Genomic DNA, 18952 nt, shown 5'->3' with positions numbered 1-18952 from the left:
TTGAGCAAGGCCCAGGCAGTCCGGCGCATCGGCATTCTAGGCGGCACCTTCGACCCCGTGCACATCGGCCACCTGCGCAGCGCGCTGGAAGTGGCCGAGTTCATGGGGCTGGACGAGCTGCGCCTGTTGCCCAACGCCCGGCCGCCGCACCGTGACACCCCGCAGGTGGCCGCGCAGGATCGCCTGGCCATGGTCCGCGAAGCAGTGCAGGGCGTTGCTTGCCTGAGCGTCGATGCCCGCGAGCTGGAACGGGACAAGCCGTCTTACACCATCGATACGCTGGAATCGATCCGCGCCGAACTGGCCGGCAACGACCAGCTGTTCCTGGTGCTGGGCTGGGATGCCTTCTGTGGCCTGCCTGGCTGGCACCGCTGGGAAGAATTGCTGCAACATTGTCACATCCTGGTGCTGCAACGGCCGGATGCCGACGTAGAACCCCCTGACGAGCTGCGCAACCTGCTGGCTGCGCGCTCGGAGAGCGATCCCGCCGCCATGTCCGGCCCGGCGGGAAATATTTCGTTCGTCTGGCAGACGCCGCTTGCGGTGTCGGCTACACAGATCCGACAGCTGCTGGCCAGCGGCAAATCGGTGAGGTTCCTGGTGCCGGACGCCGTACTGGCCTACATCGAGGCGCACGAACTGTATCGTGCGCCTAACTGACGGTGCCTCTGGCGCCTCATCCAACGAGTTGAACGAGTTTTATATGAGCAAGCAGAAAACCAATGGCATCAGTGGCGAAGAACTGGTCAAACTGACCATTAGCGCTCTGGAAGACGTCAAGGCCCTGGACATCCAGGTTATCGACGTGCGCGAAAAGCACAGCCTGACCGACTACATGATCATTGCCACCGGTACCTCCAACCGCCAGATCAACGCGATGCTGGAAAAGGTCCGTGAAGCGGTCAAGAAACAAGGCGCGCAGCCGCTGGGCGAAGAAGGCAAGGGCGACAGCGACTGGGTACTGCTGGACCTCAACGACGTCATCGTGCACATGATGACTGCCGCTGCCCGCCAGTTCTACGACCTGGAGCGTCTGTGGGCGGGTGCCGAGCAGAGCCGTGCTGCTGATGCCAAGCATCACAGCCCGGAAAACGCCAGCGCCTACTTCGATGACAAGATCAAAGACCGGGAATAAGGAAGCGTCGTGCGTCTGCGTCTGATCGCGGTCGGCTCGCGCATGCCGAAGTGGGTCGAGGAAGGCTGGCATGAATATGCCAAGCGCCTGCCCGCCGAGCTGTCGCTGGAGCTGGTGGAAATCCCGCTGAACACCCGTGGCAAGAATGCCGACGTCGCCCGCCTGATCCGTCAGGAGGGCGAAGCCATGCTGAGCAAGGTTCAGCCTGGGGAACGCATTGTCACCCTCGAGGTCCATGGCAAGCCCTGGAGCACCGAGCAGCTGGCGACCGAGCTGGACCGCTGGCGCCTGGATGCGCGCACGGTGAATTTGATGGTGGGCGGCCCGGAAGGCCTGGCGCCTGAGGTTTGCGCGCGCGCCGAGCAACGCTGGTCGCTGTCGCCGCTGACCCTGCCGCACCCGTTGGTAAGGATACTCATCGGCGAGCAGATCTACCGCGCCTGGACCGTGTTGTCCGGGCACCCTTACCACAAATGAGCCTGTAAGCAGTCAGATGTCGCAGCCGATCCGCCTCAAGGACCACGAGAAAGACGCCCGCCTGGTGCGCAACCGCGTCGTGGTCGGCGCGGTTGCGATCATGCTGCTTATTTGCGTGCTGATCGCGCGGCTGTACTACCTGCAGATCATCCAGTACGACTATCACTCGACGCTGTCGGAGAACAACCGGGTGCACGTGCAGCCGATCCCGCCGACCCGCGGGCTGATCTTCGACCGCAACGGGGTGATCGTTGCCGACAACCGGCCCAGCTTCAGCCTGTCGATGACCCGCGAACGTGCGGGTAACTGGCAGGAAGTGCTGGACACCATCGTCGAAGTGCTGGAGCTGACGGCCGACGACCGGGCCCTGTTCGAGAAGCGCATGCGTCAGGGGCGTCGGCCGTTCGAGCCGGTGCCAATCCTGTTCGAGCTCAACGAAGAGCAGATCGCCCGGGTGGCGGTGAACCAGTTCCGCCTGCCAGGCGTGGAAGTGGTGGCCCAGCTGGTGCGGCATTACCCGCAGGGGGCGCATTTCGCCCATTCGGTGGGTTATGTGGGGCGCATCAACGAGAAAGAGCTGAAAACCCTCGACCCGGTGAACTACAGCGGTACCCACCATATCGGCAAGACCGGCATCGAGCGCTTCTACGAAGACGCCCTGCACGGCCAGGTTGGCTACGAGGAAGTCGAGACCAACGCCCGAGGCCGCGTGCTACGGGTGCTCAAGCGCACCGACCCGAAACCGGGGAAGGATATTGTGCTGAGCCTGGACATCAAGCTGCAGGAAGCCGCCGAGGCCGCCCTGGGTGGCCGACGTGGCGCAGTGGTGGCACTCGACCCACGCACCGGCGAGGTGCTGGCGATGGTCAGCCAGCCAAGCTTCGACCCCAACCTGTTCGTCACCGGCATCAGCTTCAAGGCCTACGCCGAACTGCGCGATTCGATCGACCGCCCGCTGTTCAACCGCGTTCTGCGTGGCCTGTACCCGCCCGGTTCGACCATCAAGCCGGCGGTGGCCATCGCTGGCCTGGACAGTGGCGTGGTCAATGCCAGCAGCCGGGTGTTCGACCCGGGCTATTACCAACTGCCCAACTATGACCACAAGTACCGTAACTGGAACCGCTCCGGCGATGGCTGGGTCGACCTGGACACCGCGATCATGCGTTCCAACGACACCTACTTCTACGACCTTGCGCACAAGATGGGCATCGATCGGCTGTCCAGCTACATGAACAAGTTCGGCATCGGCCAGCGGGTTTCCCTCGATATGTTCGAGGAGTCTGCCGGGTTGATGCCGTCGCGCGAATGGAAGCGCGCCACCCGCCGCCAGGCGTGGTTCCCCGGTGAAACCCTGATTCTCGGTATCGGCCAGGGCTACATGCAGGCCACGCCGCTGCAGCTGGCTCAGGCCACTGCGCTGATCGCCAACAAGGGCGTGTGGAACCGCCCGCACCTGGCCAAGACCATCGAAGGCCAGGCGCCAGTGGACGACAACCCCATGGAAAACATCATGCTGCGTGACAAGTCCGACTGGGCCAAGGTCACCCATGGCATGGAGCAGGTGATGCACGGCGCCCGAGGTACTGCGCGCAAGGCTGCCGCCGGCGCCCAGTACCGCATTGCCGGCAAGAGCGGTACCGCCCAGGTGGTGGCGATCAAGCAGGGCGAGAAGTACGACCGCAACAAGCTTCAGGAGCGCCACCGCGACCACGCCCTGTTCGTCGCCTTTGCCCCGGCCGATAACCCGAAGATCGTGATTTCGGTGATGGTCGAGAACGGTGAGTCCGGCTCGGGTGTCGCTGCGCCCGTGGTACGCCAGATCATGGACGCCTGGCTGCTCGACGAAAACGGCCGGCTCAAGCCCGAGTTCGTGCCTGCCACCGTTACCCAGGAATCGGCCCTGTGATGAACAATTTCGATCGCATGCTCTCCAGTGAGGATGTGATGCGTCGGCGCGCCAGCTTTCTGCAGCGCATCCATATCGACGGCCCCTTGCTGGTCATTCTGCTGACCCTCGCGGCCGGCAGCCTGTTCGTGCTCTATTCGGCCAGTGGCAAGAACTGGGACCTGTTGCTCAAGCAGGCCACCTCGTTCGGCATCGGCCTTGTGTCGATGTTCGTCATCGCCCAGCTGGAACCACGCTTCATGGCCCGCTGGGTGCCGCTGGCCTACCTGGCCGGGGTGCTGTTGCTGGTGGTGGTGGACGTGATGGGCCACAACGCCATGGGTGCCACGCGCTGGATCAACATCCCCGGGGTGATCCGCTTCCAGCCCTCGGAATTCATGAAGATCATCATGCCGGCGACCATCGCCTGGTACCTGTCCAAGCGCACCTTGCCGCCGCACTTGAAGCACGTGGCCATCAGCCTGGTGCTGATCGGCGTACCGTTCATCCTGATCGTGCGCCAGCCCGACCTGGGCACGGCGCTGCTGATTCTCGCCTCCGGCGCCTTCGTGCTGTTCATGGGTGGCCTGCGCTGGCGCTGGATCCTCAGCGTGCTGGCGGCGGCGGTGCCGGTGGCGGTGGCGATGTGGTTCTTCGTCATGCACGACTACCAGAAACAGCGGGTACTGACCTTCCTCGACCCGGAAAGCGACCCGTTGGGCACGGGTTGGAACATCATCCAGTCCAAGGCGGCGATCGGCTCGGGCGGGGTATTCGGCAAGGGTTGGTTGCTCGGCACCCAGTCGCACCTGGACTTTCTGCCTGAAAGCCACACCGACTTCATTATCGCCGTACTGGGCGAGGAGTTCGGCCTGGTCGGCATCTGCCTGCTGCTTATCGTCTACCTGCTGCTGATCGGCCGTGGCCTGATGATCACCGCCCAGGCGCAGACCCTGTTCGGCAAGCTGCTCGCGGGCAGCCTGACCATGACCTTCTTTGTATACGTGTTCGTCAATATCGGGATGGTCAGCGGCCTCCTGCCCGTGGTGGGCGTGCCGCTACCCTTCATCAGCTATGGCGGAACATCGTTGGTGACGCTGCTGTCAGCGTTTGGCGTTCTGATGTCGATCCATACGCACCGCAAATGGATCGCGCAGGTTTGAATAAGGTGAAGAATTTCATGCAAGCAGTGCGTAACTGGGCTGCCCGTTGTGCGCCGTGGATCGGCGCGGTGGGCCTGTTCGGCGCTGTACAGCTGGCCCATGCCGGCGATTATCAAGGCTCACCGCAGGTGGCCGAGTTCGTTGGCGAAATGAGCCGCGACCATGGTTTTGCCCCTGAGCAACTGATGGGCGTCTTCCGTGAAGTGCAGCGCAAGCAGTCGATCCTCGACGCCATCTCGCGCCCGGCCGAAAAGGTCAAGCCCTGGAAGGACTACCGGCCGATGTTCCTCACCGACGCGCGCATTGCCCGTGGTGTGGACTTCTGGCGCCAGCACGAGGCCGTGCTGGCCCGTGCCGAGCAGGAATACGGCGTGCCGGCGCAGTACATTGTTTCGATCATCGGCGTGGAAACGTTCTTTGGCCGCAACACCGGCAACTACCGGGTGATCGACGCGCTGTCGACCCTGGGCTTCGACTACCCGCCGCGGGCCGAGTTCTTCCGCAAGGAACTGCGCGAATTCCTGCTGCTGGCCCGTGATGAGCAGCTCGACCCGCTCACGCTCAAAGGCTCCTATGCCGGCGCCATGGGCCTGCCGCAGTTCATGCCGAGCAGTTTTCGCAACTACGCGGTGGACTTCGACGGCGATGGCCACATCAATATCTGGAACAACCCGGACGATGCCATCGGCAGCGTCGCCAGCTACTTCAAGCGCCATGGCTGGGTGGCAGGCGGGGGCGTGGTCAGCCGCGCCTGGGTGGACGGTGCACGAGCCGACCAAGGCCTGACCACCGGCATCGAACCGGTGAAAACGGTAGGGGAGTTGCGCGCGCTTGGCTGGTCGGTTCATGATTCGCTGCGCGATGATCTGCCGGTCACGGCCTTCCGCCTTGAGGGCGACAATGGCCCCGAGTACTGGTTGGGTCTCAAGAATTTCTACGCGATCACTCGCTACAACCGCAGCGTGATGTATGCCATGGCGGTGCATCAGCTTGCGCAACAGCTGGTTCAAGCACGGGGCGTCAAGTAATGCGCGCAATCATTTCTGCCAATTCCTTCAAGCTGTTGACCTGCCTCGCCGTTGGTGTGGTGCTGGCCAGCTGTTCATCCAGCCGCCCGACCCAGCAAAGCAGTGGCAACGTCGTACGTACCCAGCCGGGGCTGGACATCAACCGGGCCCACAAGGACGGCGCGCCGTGGTGGGATGTGGATGTGAACAAGATCCCCGACGCCACGCCGACCGTGCACACCGGTAACTACAAGGCCAACCCCTACACGGTGCTGGGCAAGACCTACTACCCGATGCAGGACTCGCGCAATTACCGCGCCGAGGGCACCGCGTCGTGGTACGGCACCAAGTTCCACGGCCAGAACACCGCCAACGGCGAGCTGTACGACCTGTATGGCATGAGCGCGGCGCACAAGACCTTGCCGCTGCCGGCCTACGTGCGGGTGACCAACCTGGCCAACGGCCGTAGCGTGGTCCTGCGGGTGAATGACCGTGGCCCGTTCTATTCCGACCGCATCATCGACCTGTCCTACGCGGCGGCGAAAAAACTCGGCTATGCCGAGACCGGCACGGCGCATGTGCGCGTCGAGGGTATCGACCCGCAGCAGTGGTGGGCCCAGCGTGGCCAGACGCCGCCGATGGTGCTGAAAGAGCCGCAGATGGCGCAGACCCAGGCAATCCCGGCCACTACCGGGCGTGTCGAGCAATGGACCCCGCCGGCCCAGCAGCATGCAGCGCCGGTGGTGCCGGTGCAGGTGGGGGGCAACAACGTACCTGGCGGCAATGGCGGCAGCTTCTTGCAGGTAGGCGCCTTTGCCAACCCGGACGCCGCCGAACTGCTGCGCTCCAAGCTAAGCACCATGGTCAGTGCACCGGTGTTCATCAGCTCGATCGTGCGTAACCAGCAGACCCTGCACCGCGTGCGCCTGGGGCCAATCGGCAGCCAGGGCGAGATCCAGCAAGCACAAGACAGCATCCGCCTGGCGAACTTGGGGCAGGCCAAGCTGGTCACAGCTGACTGACCGCGTCGTCTTCTTCGCGGGCACGCCCGCTCCCACAGGGGTAGGCGACACCCTGTGGGAGCGGGCGTGCCCGCGAAGGAGGCAACACCAAACTGTCGGTTTTGTCATGAATTGCCGGGCGCGGCCATGTACAATGACGGCTTTTGCCCGCAGCGACATAAAGCCGCACATGCGCGGGCCAGGCCACCGGCCATAAAACTAGACTGACTGGCGCTGGGCACACGATCTTGCCCAGGGAACATCTCAGACCATTAGCGATTTTCGAGAGACGGATGAACATCACCAACCTTGCCAAACGACTTTGCCTGCCTGTACTGCTGATGATCACGCCTGCCGCCTTCGCGGCAGAGCAGATGACGCCGGCGCCACCGCAACTGGCAGCCAAGTCCTACGTACTCATGGACGCGTCCAGCGGCAACGTGCTGGTCGAGAACAACGGTGACGAGCGTCTGCCGCCAGCCAGCCTGACCAAGCTGATGACCGCCTACATCGCCACCCTGGACATCCGCCGCGGCCAGATCGGTGAGAACGACCCGGTTACCGTCAGCGAAAACGCCTGGCGTACCGGCGGTTCGCGCATGTTCATCAAGGTCGGCAGCCAGGTGACTGTCAGCGACCTGCTGCACGGCATCATCATCCAGTCCGGCAACGACGCCTCGGTCGCCCTGTCCGAGCACATCGCCGGCAGCGAAGATGCCTTTGCCGACATGATGAACAAGACGGCTGCCGACCTGGGCATGAGCAACAGCCACTTCATGAACCCGACCGGCCTGCCGAACCCGGAGCACTACTCGTCGGCGCATGACATGGCAACCCTGGCCCGTGCGATCATCACCGTCGACCCGGCCCACTACGCCATCTACTCGCAGAAAGAGTTCTTCTGGAACAACATCAAGCAGCCTAACCGCAACCTGCTGCTGTGGCGTGACAAGACCGTCGATGGCCTGAAGACCGGCCATACTGACGAAGCCGGCTACTGCATGGTGGCTTCGGCCGTTCGCGATGGCCAGCGCCTGATCGCCGTGGTGTTCGGCACCAACAGCGAGCAGTCGCGTGCTGCCGAGACCCAGAAGCTGCTGACCTACGGTTTCCGCTTCTTCGAAACCCAGACCTTCTACCAGAAGGGCACCGAGCTGACCCAGGCCCCGGTCTGGAAGGGCGCCACCAGCCAGATCAAGGCTGGCCTGGCTGATGACCTGACCATGACTATGCCTAAAGGCCAGCTTAAGCGCCTGCAGGCTTCGATGACCATGAACCCGCAGCTCACCGCGCCAATCGCCAAAGGTGACGTGATCGGCAAAGTGGAAGTCAAACTGGACGAGAAAGTGGTTCACAGCGCCGACCTGATCGCCCTCGATGGCGTCGAGGAAGGTGGTTTCTTCCGCCGTATGTGGGATAGCATCCGTCTATTCTTCTTCGGGTTGTTCAACTGATACGTGACCTGCATGCCCCCGCGTTCCTTGCGGGGGCGTTGTTGTTGCCACGGCTTACGAGGCCGTTTCCGCCATGAGCGAACCAGACGTCAAGTCGCACAAGATCGAATTCCCTTGCGCTGATTACCCGATCAAGGTGATCGGCGATACCGTTGTCCATTTCAAGGACACGGTCGTCGAGATCCTGATGAAATATGCCGAGGTCGACATGAAGTCCTTGGCTGAGCGCCAGAGCAAGGAAGGCAAGTACACCACCGTGCAATTGCACATCGTTGCCACCAGCGAAGACCAGTTGCACGACATCAATAGCGCCCTGCGCGCTACCGGCATCGTGAAAATGGTGCTCTGATGTCCGCCTGTCTCGGTTTTCGCGAGCTTGGCCTGCAGCCCTACGAACCGGTGCTGGAGGCCATGCGTCGCTTTACCGAGCAGCGCAGCCCGGACAGCCAGGATGAAATCTGGCTGGTCGAGCACCCCGCAGTCTTCACCCAGGGCCAGGCCGGCAAGGCCGAGCACCTGCTGGTGCCGGGCGATATCCCGGTGGTGCAGACCGACCGCGGCGGCCAGGTGACCTACCATGGCCCCGGTCAGCAGGTTGCCTATCTGCTGCTGGACGTGCGCCGGCTTGGCTTTGGCGTACGCGAGTTGGTCAGCCGTATCGAACAGGCCCTGATCGGCCTGCTCGCCAGTTACGACGTGCAGGCATCGGCCAAGCCCGATGCCCCGGGCGTCTATGTCGACGGAGCGAAGATTGCCTCCCTCGGCCTGCGAATTCGCAACGGCCGTTCGTTCCACGGCCTTGCCCTGAACGTGGACATGGACCTTGCGCCATTCCGCCGAATCAACCCCTGCGGCTATGCGGGGCTGGCCATGACCCAGCTGCGCGATCTGGCAGGCCCGATCGAACTCGACGAGGTCAGGACAAGGCTGCGCGGACAGCTGGTCAAGCACCTCGACTACGCTGAGCAGACGACCCTCACGGGCGGAATCGACTGAATATGACAACTGTGCAAGAAGCCGTGCCGAACCTGATACCTACCCAGGATGTCACCCCGCGCCAAGCGCCGAAGAAGGTGGAAGCTGGGGTTAAACTGCGTGGCGCCGACAAGGTCGCGCGCATCCCGGTAAAGATCATCCCTACCGACGAGCTGCCGAAAAAGCCTGACTGGATCCGCGTGCGTATCCCGGTTTCGCCCGAGGTAGACCGCATCAAGCAACTGCTGCGCAAGCACAAGCTGCACAGCGTGTGCGAAGAGGCCTCCTGCCCGAACCTGGGCGAGTGCTTCTCTGGTGGCACCGCCACCTTCATGATCATGGGTGACATCTGCACCCGTCGCTGCCCGTTCTGCGACGTTGGCCACGGCCGACCAAAACCGCTGGACCTGGACGAGCCGAAAAACCTGGCTGTCGCCATTGCCGACCTGCGCCTGAAGTACGTGGTGATCACCTCGGTAGACCGCGACGACCTGCGTGACGGCGGTGCCCAGCACTTTGCCGACTGCATCCGCGAAATTCGCGCGCTGTCGCCGGGTGTGCAGCTGGAAACCCTGGTGCCGGACTACCGTGGCCGCATGGACGTTGCGCTGGAAATCACCGCACAACAGCCGCCAGATGTGTTCAACCACAACCTCGAGACCGTGCCGCGCCTGTACAAGGCCGCGCGTCCGGGTTCGGATTACGACTGGTCGCTGGACCTGCTGCAGAAGTTCAAGCAGATGGTGCCGCACGTACCGACCAAGTCGGGCCTGATGCTCGGCCTTGGCGAGACTGACGAAGAAGTGATCGAGGTGATGCACCGCATGCGTGAGCATGAAATCGACATGCTCACCCTCGGCCAGTACCTGCAGCCATCGCGTAGCCACCTGCCGGTGCAACGTTTCGTTCACCCGGACACCTTCGCCTGGTTCGCCGAGGAAGGGTACAAGATGGGCTTCAAGAACGTTGCCTCCGGCCCGCTGGTGCGTTCTTCGTACCACGCTGACCAGCAAGCTCACGAAGCCAAGATCAAGCTCTGAGGCAAAATCAGAGTTACGCATGCCGATGCACGCCGAAAGGCGGCATCGGCATTTTTGTTTGTGCCACACCCGCTGCAAGGAGCCGCGATGAATTGCGCCGAAACCTTCCAACCCGGCCTGCCAGCTGCGCTGCCGGCTAACGCCTGCTTTGCCATTGTCGCCCCGGCGGGTGCGGCGCGGCTGGATACGCACAAGGTCAGCCAGTGGTTCGTTGACCGCGGCTACCGTTGCCGTATCTACCCGGGTGCCTTACAGGCGCAGGGTTACCTGGCAGGGCCGGACCAACAGCGCCTGCAGGACCTGCACGATGCCTTTGCCGACCCGGCCATCGACGCCATCCTGTGCATGCGTGGGGGCTACGGCAGCATGCGCTTGCTGGGCCAGCTCGACTTCGAGCTTATCCGGCGCAACCCCAAGCCGTTGATCGGCTACAGCGACATCACCGCGCTGCATACGGCGATCTACCGGCATAGCGGGCTGGTTACCTTCCATGGGGGGATGCTCAATGCCGACCTGCTGGGGGCCAAGTTGCCTCCGACCGAGTCGTCGTTGCTGGCGCAGCTGGGTGGGCATGTGCGGGCAGGCGAGCCGATCGTGCACCCGGCGGACTATGCATTGAGCAGTGTGTTGCCGGGTGTGGCCAGCGGGCCGCTGCTGGGCGGCAACCTGTCGATGCTGGGCGCGACCATGGGGACGCTTGCCGAGCTGGATACCCAGGGTTGCATCCTGTTCATCGAAGACGTCAACGAGCCGTTGTACCGGGTCGACCGCCTGCTGACCCAGTTGCGCCTGGCGGGCAAGCTGGACGGCGTCAAGGGCGTGCTGGTGGGGGACTTTGCCGGGATTACCACGGCGGCGTTGGCGCCGTTGCTGGAGGATACCTTCGCGCCGCTGGGTGTGCCGGTGCTGGCGGGGTGGCGCAGTGGGCATTGCGACCCGAATGTGTGCTTGCCGTTGGGGGCTCGGGTTCGGCTGGACAGTGATCGGCAGAGCCTGGTGCTGGAAGAGGATTTGTTCAAGGCTTGAGATTGTCGGGGCTGCTTTGCAGCCCATCGCGACACAAGGCCGCTCCTACAGGGGATCGCGATACATTGTAGTTACACGATCCCTGTAGGAGCGGCCTTGCGTCGCGATGGGCCGCAAAGCGGCCCCAAAAATGTCACTGGCGGCGCAGGCTCTCGAGCAGCTTATGGGTCGGATACCCGTCCGCCGGCCACCCCAGCCCTTGCTGGGCATTACGAATGGCTTTGCGGGTATTGGCGCCGATGATGCCATCGGCATTCCCGGCCTCATGCCCGCGGCTGTTCAGCAGGTTTTGCAACTCCATGCGCTCGCTGCGGCTCAGCGGCAGGTCTTCTTTCGGCCAGCTGCCGGCAATGAAGCCCCAGCCGCTGAAGCGATCCCCCAGCAGGCTCACCGCCAGCGCGTAGGAGGATGAGTTGTTGTACTTGAGAATGGCGCGGAAGTTGTCCAGTACCAGGAACGCCGGCCCGCGCGCGCCCGCTGGCAGCAGCAGGGCGGCAGACAGCTGGTTGCTGTTGGCCGGCAATTGCGTGCCTGCAGGCAGTTTCACGCCCATCGCCAGCCACTCGCTCACCGGCTTGCGCAACGCGCCATCGGCTTGCCAGAAATCGAAACCGGCCGGCACTTGTACCTCGAAGCCCCATGGCTGACCACGCTTCCAGCCCGAGCTTTGCAGGTAGTGCGCAGTCGAGGCCAGGGCATCTGGTGTGCTGTTCCAGATGTCGCGGCGGCCATCACCGTCGAAGTCCACGGCATGGGTGTTGTAGGTGGTCGGGATGAACTGGGTCTGGCCCATGGCGCCGGCCCACGAACCACGCATGGCTTCAGGCTGGATGTCGCCATGCTGGATGATCTGCAGCGCGGCGATGAGCTGGTCCTGGGCGAACTGCGGGCGGCGGCCTTCATAGGCCAGCGTGGCCAGCGAGCGAATCACCGACTTGTTGCCCTGGAACTGACCGAAGTTGCTTTCCATGCCCCACACCGCGACCAGCACCTGGCGGTCGACGCCATAGCGTTGCTCGAGGCGGGTCAGCAGCTCGGCATTCTGCTCCAGCAGCCTCTTGCCGTTGCGCACGCGCAGAGGCGACAGGGCGCCTTCGAGGTATTCCCATACCGGGCGGGTGAACTCCGGCTGGCTGCGGTCGGCCTTGATCACGTCCAGGTCGGGGGTGACGCCGAGGAAGGCGCTGTCGAACGTGCTCGGCGAGATGCCGGCTTGCAGGGCTTGCTGGCGGAAGCCTGCCTGCCACTGGGCAAAGGTTTGCAGAGGCTGGATTTCAGTGCTGACGTCAGGCGTTGTGCCGGGCACAGTCACCACTGGAGCGGGTTGGGCAGGGGCCAGCGGCAGTGCGTCGGCAGCGGTGGGTTTTTCCGCGCAGGCCACGAGCAGGATGAAGCTGGAGGCCGCGATCAGCTGGCGGGTTTCCCAACGGGGGAGAAGACGGAAGAGCATGCACAGATCCAGAATTGCAGGTCAGGTGACGACCATACCATGCCTGCGCTTGCGATGCTTTCATGCCGCCAAAAAGTAAGAAGCCTCCCAATCTCTCGATTGGAAGGCTTCGCGGCGGTAGCTGCCCTTGCCCTTGTCCGGTTGTTCCTGGCGGCAGCGGAACAGGGGCTGGGCGATGATCGACTTGGCCTTGTTGGGGCCGTGCTTTTTCGGCTTTTTGCTCATGGCGGGGTTCCCGGGTTGGGTGGGTTTCGGGGCGCACTGTAGGGCTTGGTACGGGTAGGGGCCAATTGATTATGTTTATGGTCGATCGCAGTCCTGTGGGAGCGGGCGTGCCCGCGAACACCGGCGAAGCCGGTGCCATCCACCGCGTCGCCTGATTCGCGGGCACGCCCGCTCCCACAGGGACCCCAATTACTCGGGGGGAAGAGCCAGTCGCTGGCCAGCCATCAGCAGCGACAGCCGAGCCAAACCCGTCCAAGGAGACCCCTCGGCCTGGCCCTTGATCTGGGCATCGATACGCTGGGCATCCTGCAACAACTGCCCCCAACGCTGCGCCGACAGGCGCTGCAGGGCTTTGCTGACCAGTGGCCGGCGTTTGTCCCAGATAGGCGGGCGGGCCTGGCTGAAGGCCTTGTCCAGCGGCACGCCCTGGCTGAACTGTTGGGCCAGCCCGGCCAGTTGGCGTAGTTCACGGGCCAGGGCCCAGAGGATCACGGGCGGCTCTACGCCTTCACCCCGCAAGCCTTCGAGCATGCGCAGGGCATGGGCCGCTTCGCCGTTGAGAATGGCGTCGACCAGGCCGAAGACATCGAAGCGGGCGCTGTCGGCGACAGCCGCCTGCACGGTTTCCACCGTGATCTGGTTGCCGTCGGAGAGCAGCTTGAGCTTTTCGATTTCCTGCGCGGCGGCCAGCAGGTTGCCTTCCACGCGCGCAGCGATCAGGTCGACAGCGTCACGTTGCGCCGACAGGCCGGCTTGCTGCAGCCGCTGGTTGATCCACTGTGGCAGCTGGTGCACATCCACCGGCCAGATCTGGATGAACTGGCAGTGGGCACCTTCGATCAAGGCCTTGCCCCATTTGGTCTTCTGCGCGCTGCCGTCGAGCTTGGGCAGGCTGACCAGCAGCACGGTGTCTTCGGCGGGCCTGGCGCAGTATTCCATCAGCGCGGCGGCGCCCTTGTCACCGGGCTTGCCCGAGGGCAGGCGCAATTCCAGCAGGCGGCGCTGGGCGAACAGCGACAGGCTGGCGCCAGCCTGGAGCAGGGTGCCCCAGTCGAAGTTGGCGTCGGCACTGAATACCTGGCGTTCGTCGAAGCCTTGCTGGCGTGCCGCGTTGCGAATGGCGTCAGCGGCTTCCTGGCACAGCAGCGGGTCGTCGCCGCTGACCACGTAAACCGGTGCCAGAGCGCCTTGCAGGTGCTTGTTGAGTTGGGCGGGGGCGAGTTTCATGGGAAACAGGCGGGGCACCCGAGGGTGCCCCACGCGGGCTTAGTTGCCCGGTACTTCCAGTGGCGACTGCTGAGGCGTTTCGGCCTGCTGACGGCGGGCGGCCTCCAGCGCGTCGGCTTCGGCCTTGGCGCGTTCGTCGGCTTTGCGCTGCAGCTCGTCCAGCTGGGACGGGCTCAGCATCTGCAGGCGCACGACCATGGCGTTGACCAGGTCGCGGCGCATTTCTTCACGGGCGCGGTTGGCTTCCTGCTCGGAACCGGTGATGTTCGAGCCGTCACGCACGTAGACCTTGCGCACTTCCAGCTTGTCGCTCATCAGTTCCAGGTTGTTCAGGCCCTGGATGCTGTAGTTCAGCTCCGTGGTCAGCTCGTACTCGGCGGTACGGTTACCGCTGCTGTAGGTTGCCGAGCGCTCGCGCTCCTGCTCGTTGGTCAGCACCAGGCGGTAAGGCGCGCCGGCATGCACGTTGACACCGCTACGCTCCAGTACCTCGCGCAGCTGGACCACGGTCGGGCCGTAGGCATTGCGTGCGCTGACGTCCATTTCCTTCACACTCAGCTCGGTAGAGCCGGTGCCGCGCAGCTGGAAACCGCAGGCGCTGAGCATGACCGCCAGGCCGATTACCAGCAAATTGCGTTTGATCATGTTGTTGCTCCCTTGTGGGCCTGTGCCGCCCACCCGCAGCCACTGCGGGTGGGCGTTTTCATCAGTTGGCGACGATGTTGACCAGCTTGCCCGGTACCACGATGACCTTGCGGATGGTCAGGCCATCGATGAAGCGCAGGACATTCTCGTTGCTGCGGGCGGCGGCTTCGACTTCTTCGCGGCTGGCCGCGGCAGGCATCTCGACCTGGCCGCGCAGTTTACCGTTGACCTGAACCACCAGGGTAACGGTGTCCTGCACCAGTGCCTGTTCGTCGACGCTCGGCCAGGCGGCATCGATCACAGACCCTGCGTGGCCCAGATGCAGCCACAGCTCATGGGAGATGTGCGGGGTGATCGGCGCCAGCAGCAGGGTAACGGCCTCCAGGCCTTCCTGCAGCAGGGCTCGGTCCTGTTCGCTGGCTTGCGGGGCCTTTTCCAGCACGTTCATCACGGTCATCACCTGGGCGATGGCGGTGTTGAACTTGTGGAACTGGCCGACATCGGTGCTGGCCTGCTTGATGGCGGCATGGATGGCGCGGCGAATGACCTTCTGCGCGTCGTCCAGTGCGGCGACATCCAGCTTGCCCGGCAGACCTTGGCTGACGTGAGCCTGAGCCAGGCGCCAGACACGGCGCAGGAAGCGGCTGGCACCCTCGACGCCGGAATCGGACCATTCCAGGCTCATGTCGGGCGGCGAGGCGAACATCATGAACAGGCGGCAGGTGTCGGCGCCGTACGCTTCGATCATCGATTGCGGGTCGACGCCGTTGTTCTTCGACTTCGACATCTTCTCGGTGCCGCCGATTTCCACCGGCAGGCCGTCGGTCTTCAGGCGGGCGCCGATGATCTTGGCCTTGGCATCGCGCTCGATTTCGACATCGGCCGGGTTGAACCAGTCCTTGCCGCCGTTGCTGGCCACGCGGTAGTAGGTTTCGGCGACCACCATGCCCTGGGTCAGCAGGTTCTTGAATGGCTCGTTCGAGGTGACCAGGCCTTCGTCGCGCATCAGCTTGTGGAAGAAGCGCGCATACAGCAGGTGCAGGATCGCGTGTTCGATACCGCCGATGTACTGGTCGACAGGCAGCCAGTGGTTGGCGGCTTTCGGGTCGACCAGGCCCTTGTCGTAGTTAGGCGATGCGTAGCGGGCGAAGTACCAGGACGACTCGACGAAGGTGTCCATGGTGTCGGTTTCGCGCTTGGCCGCAGTGCCGCATTTCGGGCAGGTGCATTCGTAGAATTCAGGCATGCGCGCCAGTGGCGAACCGGCGCCGTCCGGTACCACGTTCTCCGGCAGGGTGACCGGCAGCTGGTCTTCCGGCACCGGTACGTCGCCGCAGGACGGGCAGTGGATGATCGGAATCGGGCAGCCCCAGTAGCGCTGGCGGCTGATGCCCCAGTCACGCAGGCGGAACTGGGTGCGCGATTTGCCGAGTTCCTTGCGGATCAGGGCGGCTTCGATGGCGTCGAAGGCGCCGGCGAAGTCCAGGCCGTCGAACTCGCCGGAGTTGATCAGTTGGCCGTGCTCGTTGTAAGCGGCCAGCCATTCGTTACCGACTTCGTCGCCTTCGCTGGTGCGCACCACGGCCTTCACCGGCAGGTTGTACTTGCGGGCGAACTCGAAGTCACGCTCGTCGTGGGCCGGCACGGCCATCACGGCGCCGTCGCCGTAGTGCATCAGCACGTAGTTGGCGACCCAGACCGGCAGTTTCTCGCCGGTCAGCGGGTGCTCGACCAGCAGGGAAGTGGCCATGCCCTTCTTTTCCTGGGTGGCCATGTCGGCCTCGGCGACGCTGCCGCTCTTGCACTCGTCGATGAACGCCTGCAGTGCCGGGTTGCCCTGGGCAGCCTGGGTGGCCAACGGGTGCTCGGCGGCGACGGCGACGTAAGTCGCGCCCATCAGCGTGTCCGGGCGGGTGGTGAAGACCTTCAGGGTGCCTTCGTGGCCGATGCTGGCCTGGTCGTACGGGAACTGTACTTCCATGCCGCGCGACTTGCCGATCCAGTTGCGCTGCATGGTCTTGACCTGCTCAGGCCAGCCCGGCAGCTCGTCGAGGCTTTCCAGCAGCTCGTCGGCGTAGTCGGTGATGCGGAAGTAGTACATCGGGATTTCGCGCTTCTCGATCAGCGCGCCCGAACGCCAGCCACGGCCGTCGATGACCTGCTCGTTGGCCAGTACGGTCTGGTCTGCCGGGTCCCAGTTCACGGTCCCGTTCTTGCGGTAGATGATGCCTTTCTCGAACAGGCGGGTGAACAGCCACTGCTCCCAACGGTAGTAGTCGGGTTTGCAGGTGGTCACTTCACGTGCCCAGTCGATGGCCAGGCCCAGGCTCTTGAGCTGGGTCTTCATGTAGTCGATGTTTTCGTAGGTCCACTTGGCCGGGGCGACGTTGTTTTTCATCGCCGCGTTTTCCGCGGGCATGCCGAAAGCGTCCCAGCCCATCGGCTGCAGGACGTTTTTGCCCAGCATACGCTGGTAGCGGGCAATCACGTCGCCGATGGTGTAGTTGCGCACGTGGCCCATGTGTAGCTTGCCGCTCGGGTACGGGAACATCGATAGGCAATAGAAGGTGTCTTTGCCTGGCTGTTCGGTAACAGCGAACGATTGTTGCTCGTCCCAGAAGTTCTGGGCGGCGGCTTCGATATCACGGGGCGTGTATTGTTCGTGCATGGCTACTTTTGGCTGAGAGAGAAGAGACCTTGTTCCAGGCAGCGGAACCTCGCTGCAACCGGTACTCCGGTGTCGTTTAGAGTGAACGCCGTAGCATACAGCAGCGTTGCGCATCGTGGGAAACCTTCGTTGCGAATGCCCGCTGGTCGCGGCAGGCAGCTGCTTTTCATTGCGCCGCTAAGCTCAGGTGTGGGGGGAGATATTCTTTATCTTCAATGAGGTGAACGGATGGGAGAGACGCAGCTACCCGCAATCAAGCCGGAGCTTTATGAACGCCTGATCGACCGGCTTGGCCTGGCGCTGGAAGCGGCCAGGACCTCGGTGCGATTGCGCGACGAGATGCCGGCCGAGCTGGAATTGCGCGGCCTGAGCCACGCAGAGTTCGAAGTGATCAAGGCCTACCTGGAATCCATCCCGGTGCGCCAGAGTGCCTGTGCCGGCAGTTACCCACAAGCGGAGCCGACATCGGCCAAGATCATCTGGCTCAAGGACAAGAAACGCCCCGCCAATACGGCGAAGTCCAGGACGCTGCCACATCGCTAGCCGTTCAGGATGCCAGCCGCAGGCCATCGCGCGCCGGTTCTTCAATATCACACAGCTCACGATTGGCGCCGGTCGCACCCTTGTTGACCGGCGCCGATCCTTTTAGGCTGCACCCCTGCCAAGGAGGTGTGGCCGATGCCGATCCGATTCTTCATCAAACAATGGCTGATGCCGCCGGGCATCCTGTTCCTGCTGCTGCTTGCGGCCTGGTGGCTGCGTGCGCGGCGGCCACGGCTGGCGGCGCTGTGCTTTGCCGTGGGGCTTGGTGGCCTGTGGCTGATGAGCCTGCCGCTGGTGGTGCAGGAAACCGCCCGAGTGCTGGAAAGCGAGCCGCCGCTGGCAGTGAGCGACTGGGCCGCCCTGGCGAGCCGGGCCGATGCCATTGTGGTGCTGGGTGCGGGGCGCGAGCGCGGCGACCCGGCCTGGGGCGGCAGCGACCAGCCCACGGCCACAGCGCTGGAGCGCATGCGCTTTGCCGCGCGGCTGGCCAAGGCCTCGGGCTTGCCAGTGTTGACCAGTGGTGGGCTGCACTATGGCACGCCGCCGAGCGAGGCGCGGTTGATGGCTGATCGGCTGCAGGAAGACTTTGCGGTCGAGGTGAAGTGGCGCGAAGAGGCCAGCCGCACGACCTGGGAAAATGCCCAGCTCACAGCCAAGGTGTTGCAGCCGTTGGGCATTCGCCGTGTGGTGGTGGTGACCCAGGCCTGGCACATGCAGCGCTCGCGCTGGAGCTTCGAGCAGGCTGGGTTTGAGGTGGTGCCTGCGCCGGTGGGGTTCCTGGGGCGCGATCATGCACGGCCGTTTGCCGGGTTGCTGCCGGAGAGCCGGGCGATGTGGCAGAGCGGGCAGTTGCTTAATGAAGTGGTGGGGTTGGTGGGGTATCGGGTGTTCTACTGATTTACCGGCTTGCACAACCCTCTGTGGAAGCGGCCTTGTGTCGCGATGGGCTGCGCAGCAGCCCCAGATTGCAGCATCAATGCAAAAAAACCGGGGCCGCTCTGCGGCCCTTTCGCGACACAAGGCCGCTCCCA

General features: G+C 63.7%; 19 protein-coding genes. 14 read left to right on the top strand and 5 right to left on the bottom strand.

All coding sequences use genetic code 11. From position 1 onward, the window contains the following. The 12 genes from nadD to AK81_RS17505 all read left to right on the top strand — a co-directional run bounded on the left by nadD (position 1) and on the right by AK81_RS17505 (position 11163). On the top strand, positions 1 to 660 hold the full coding sequence (gene nadD, locus AK81_RS17560; RefSeq protein WP_043200783.1) for a nicotinate-nucleotide adenylyltransferase: 660 nt from the start codon (positions 1 to 3) through the stop codon (positions 658 to 660). A gap of 43 nt (positions 661 to 703) precedes the next feature. Then, complete coding sequence (gene rsfS / locus AK81_RS17555; protein WP_043200781.1) at positions 704 to 1135, top strand: ribosome silencing factor; 432 nt, start codon at positions 704 to 706, stop codon at positions 1133 to 1135. Between the two features lie 9 nt (positions 1136 to 1144). Continuing rightward, positions 1145 to 1612, top strand: coding sequence for a 23S rRNA (pseudouridine(1915)-N(3))-methyltransferase RlmH (gene rlmH, locus AK81_RS17550; RefSeq protein ID WP_003249722.1), 468 nt, complete (start codon positions 1145 to 1147; stop codon positions 1610 to 1612). Positions 1613 to 1628: 16 nt separating this feature from the next. Next, on the top strand, positions 1629 to 3518 hold the full coding sequence (gene mrdA / locus AK81_RS17545; protein ID WP_043200780.1) for a penicillin-binding protein 2: 1890 nt from the start codon (positions 1629 to 1631) through the stop codon (positions 3516 to 3518). A gap of 38 nt (positions 3519 to 3556) precedes the next feature. Further along, positions 3557 to 4660, top strand: coding sequence for a rod shape-determining protein RodA (gene rodA / locus AK81_RS17540; protein ID WP_050491907.1), 1104 nt, complete (start codon positions 3557 to 3559; stop codon positions 4658 to 4660). 17 nt (positions 4661 to 4677) lie between these two features. After that, entirely contained in the window at positions 4678 to 5688 is a 1011-nt protein-coding gene (mltB, locus tag AK81_RS17535) for a lytic murein transglycosylase B (protein WP_043200777.1), read from the top strand. Continuing rightward, a complete protein-coding gene (locus tag AK81_RS17530; RefSeq protein WP_043200776.1) occupies positions 5688 to 6689 on the top strand; it encodes a septal ring lytic transglycosylase RlpA family protein in 1002 nt (333 codons plus the stop codon). Before mltB ends, AK81_RS17530 begins: the two co-directional genes overlap by 1 nt. 272 nt (positions 6690 to 6961) lie before the next feature. Continuing rightward, positions 6962 to 8122 (top strand): D-alanyl-D-alanine carboxypeptidase family protein, encoded by a 1161-nt coding sequence (locus AK81_RS17525; protein WP_043200774.1) that lies wholly within the window; start codon positions 6962 to 6964, stop codon positions 8120 to 8122. 73 nt (positions 8123 to 8195) lie between these two features. After that, entirely contained in the window at positions 8196 to 8471 is a 276-nt protein-coding gene (locus AK81_RS17520; RefSeq protein WP_043200772.1) for a DUF493 domain-containing protein, read from the top strand. Then, a complete protein-coding gene (lipB, locus tag AK81_RS17515; RefSeq protein ID WP_012274372.1) occupies positions 8471 to 9118 on the top strand; it encodes a lipoyl(octanoyl) transferase LipB in 648 nt (215 codons plus the stop codon). The genes AK81_RS17520 and lipB overlap by 1 nt, the downstream gene beginning before the upstream one ends. A gap of 2 nt (positions 9119 to 9120) precedes the next feature. Then, on the top strand, positions 9121 to 10137 hold the full coding sequence (gene lipA, locus AK81_RS17510; protein ID WP_043200771.1) for a lipoyl synthase: 1017 nt from the start codon (positions 9121 to 9123) through the stop codon (positions 10135 to 10137). 87 nt (positions 10138 to 10224) lie between these two features. Further along, the gene (locus AK81_RS17505; protein ID WP_043200770.1) at positions 10225 to 11163 is read left to right on the top strand and encodes a S66 peptidase family protein; all 939 of its coding nucleotides are present in this window, start codon (positions 10225 to 10227) and stop codon (positions 11161 to 11163) included. A 133-nt stretch (positions 11164 to 11296) separates the two neighbouring features. Here AK81_RS17505 and AK81_RS17500 read toward each other — a convergent pair whose 3' ends face one another. The 5 genes from AK81_RS17500 to leuS form a co-directional block, all read right to left on the bottom strand. Further along, on the bottom strand, positions 11297 to 12613 hold the full coding sequence (locus tag AK81_RS17500) for a lytic murein transglycosylase (protein WP_043200768.1): 1317 nt from the start codon (positions 12611 to 12613) through the stop codon (positions 11297 to 11299). 60 nt (positions 12614 to 12673) lie between these two features. Then, positions 12674 to 12838: an alternative ribosome rescue factor ArfA gene (arfA, locus tag AK81_RS17495; RefSeq protein WP_012274368.1), complete on the bottom strand. Its 165-nt coding sequence runs from the start codon at positions 12836 to 12838 to the stop codon at positions 12674 to 12676. A 189-nt stretch (positions 12839 to 13027) separates the two neighbouring features. Continuing rightward, on the bottom strand, positions 13028 to 14065 hold the full coding sequence (gene holA, locus AK81_RS17490; RefSeq protein WP_043200766.1) for a DNA polymerase III subunit delta: 1038 nt from the start codon (positions 14063 to 14065) through the stop codon (positions 13028 to 13030). 39 nt (positions 14066 to 14104) lie between these two features. Then, the gene (gene lptE, locus AK81_RS17485) at positions 14105 to 14710 is read right to left on the bottom strand and encodes an LPS assembly lipoprotein LptE (protein WP_043200765.1); all 606 of its coding nucleotides are present in this window, start codon (positions 14708 to 14710) and stop codon (positions 14105 to 14107) included. Positions 14711 to 14771: 61 nt separating this feature from the next. After that, complete coding sequence (gene leuS / locus AK81_RS17480) at positions 14772 to 17378, bottom strand: leucine--tRNA ligase (protein ID WP_043200762.1); 2607 nt, start codon at positions 17376 to 17378, stop codon at positions 14772 to 14774. 228 nt (positions 17379 to 17606) lie between these two features. Here leuS and AK81_RS17475 point away from each other — a divergent pair, with 228 nt between their 5' ends. Then, on the top strand, positions 17607 to 17921 hold the full coding sequence (locus tag AK81_RS17475) for a hypothetical protein (RefSeq protein WP_043200760.1): 315 nt from the start codon (positions 17607 to 17609) through the stop codon (positions 17919 to 17921). A 135-nt stretch (positions 17922 to 18056) separates the two neighbouring features. Next, on the top strand, positions 18057 to 18818 hold the full coding sequence (locus AK81_RS17470) for a YdcF family protein (protein WP_043200758.1): 762 nt from the start codon (positions 18057 to 18059) through the stop codon (positions 18816 to 18818). Positions 18819 to 18952 lie beyond the last annotated feature (134 nt).

The organism is Pseudomonas putida W15Oct28 (assembly GCF_000708715.2).
Taxonomy (GTDB): Bacteria; Pseudomonadota; Gammaproteobacteria; order Pseudomonadales; family Pseudomonadaceae; genus Aquipseudomonas; species Aquipseudomonas putida_R.
This window is presented reverse-complemented; position numbering and strand designations above follow the sequence as displayed.

Coding starts and splice junctions, on each gene's coding strand:
- AK81_RS17505 (WP_043200770.1), top strand. CDS start 10,225: ATGAATTGCGCCGAAACCTTCCAACCCGGCCTGCCAGCTGCGCTGCCG.
- AK81_RS17530 (WP_043200776.1), top strand. CDS start 5,688: ATGCGCGCAATCATTTCTGCCAATTCCTTCAAGCTGTTGACCTGCCTC.
- leuS (WP_043200762.1), bottom strand. CDS start 17,378: ATGCACGAACAATACACGCCCCGTGATATCGAAGCCGCCGCCCAGAAC.
- AK81_RS17470 (WP_043200758.1), top strand. CDS start 18,057: ATGCCGATCCGATTCTTCATCAAACAATGGCTGATGCCGCCGGGCATC.
- rsfS (WP_043200781.1), top strand. CDS start 704: ATGAGCAAGCAGAAAACCAATGGCATCAGTGGCGAAGAACTGGTCAAA.
- lptE (WP_043200765.1), bottom strand. CDS start 14,710: ATGATCAAACGCAATTTGCTGGTAATCGGCCTGGCGGTCATGCTCAGC.
- AK81_RS17500 (WP_043200768.1), bottom strand. CDS start 12,613: ATGCTCTTCCGTCTTCTCCCCCGTTGGGAAACCCGCCAGCTGATCGCG.
- lipB (WP_012274372.1), top strand. CDS start 8,471: ATGTCCGCCTGTCTCGGTTTTCGCGAGCTTGGCCTGCAGCCCTACGAA.
- arfA (WP_012274368.1), bottom strand. CDS start 12,838: ATGAGCAAAAAGCCGAAAAAGCACGGCCCCAACAAGGCCAAGTCGATC.
- AK81_RS17475 (WP_043200760.1), top strand. CDS start 17,607: ATGGGAGAGACGCAGCTACCCGCAATCAAGCCGGAGCTTTATGAACGC.
- lipA (WP_043200771.1), top strand. CDS start 9,121: ATGACAACTGTGCAAGAAGCCGTGCCGAACCTGATACCTACCCAGGAT.
- mrdA (WP_043200780.1), top strand. CDS start 1,629: ATGTCGCAGCCGATCCGCCTCAAGGACCACGAGAAAGACGCCCGCCTG.
- mltB (WP_043200777.1), top strand. CDS start 4,678: ATGCAAGCAGTGCGTAACTGGGCTGCCCGTTGTGCGCCGTGGATCGGC.
- holA (WP_043200766.1), bottom strand. CDS start 14,065: ATGAAACTCGCCCCCGCCCAACTCAACAAGCACCTGCAAGGCGCTCTG.
- rodA (WP_050491907.1), top strand. CDS start 3,557: ATGCGTCGGCGCGCCAGCTTTCTGCAGCGCATCCATATCGACGGCCCC.
- AK81_RS17525 (WP_043200774.1), top strand. CDS start 6,962: ATGAACATCACCAACCTTGCCAAACGACTTTGCCTGCCTGTACTGCTG.
- AK81_RS17520 (WP_043200772.1), top strand. CDS start 8,196: ATGAGCGAACCAGACGTCAAGTCGCACAAGATCGAATTCCCTTGCGCT.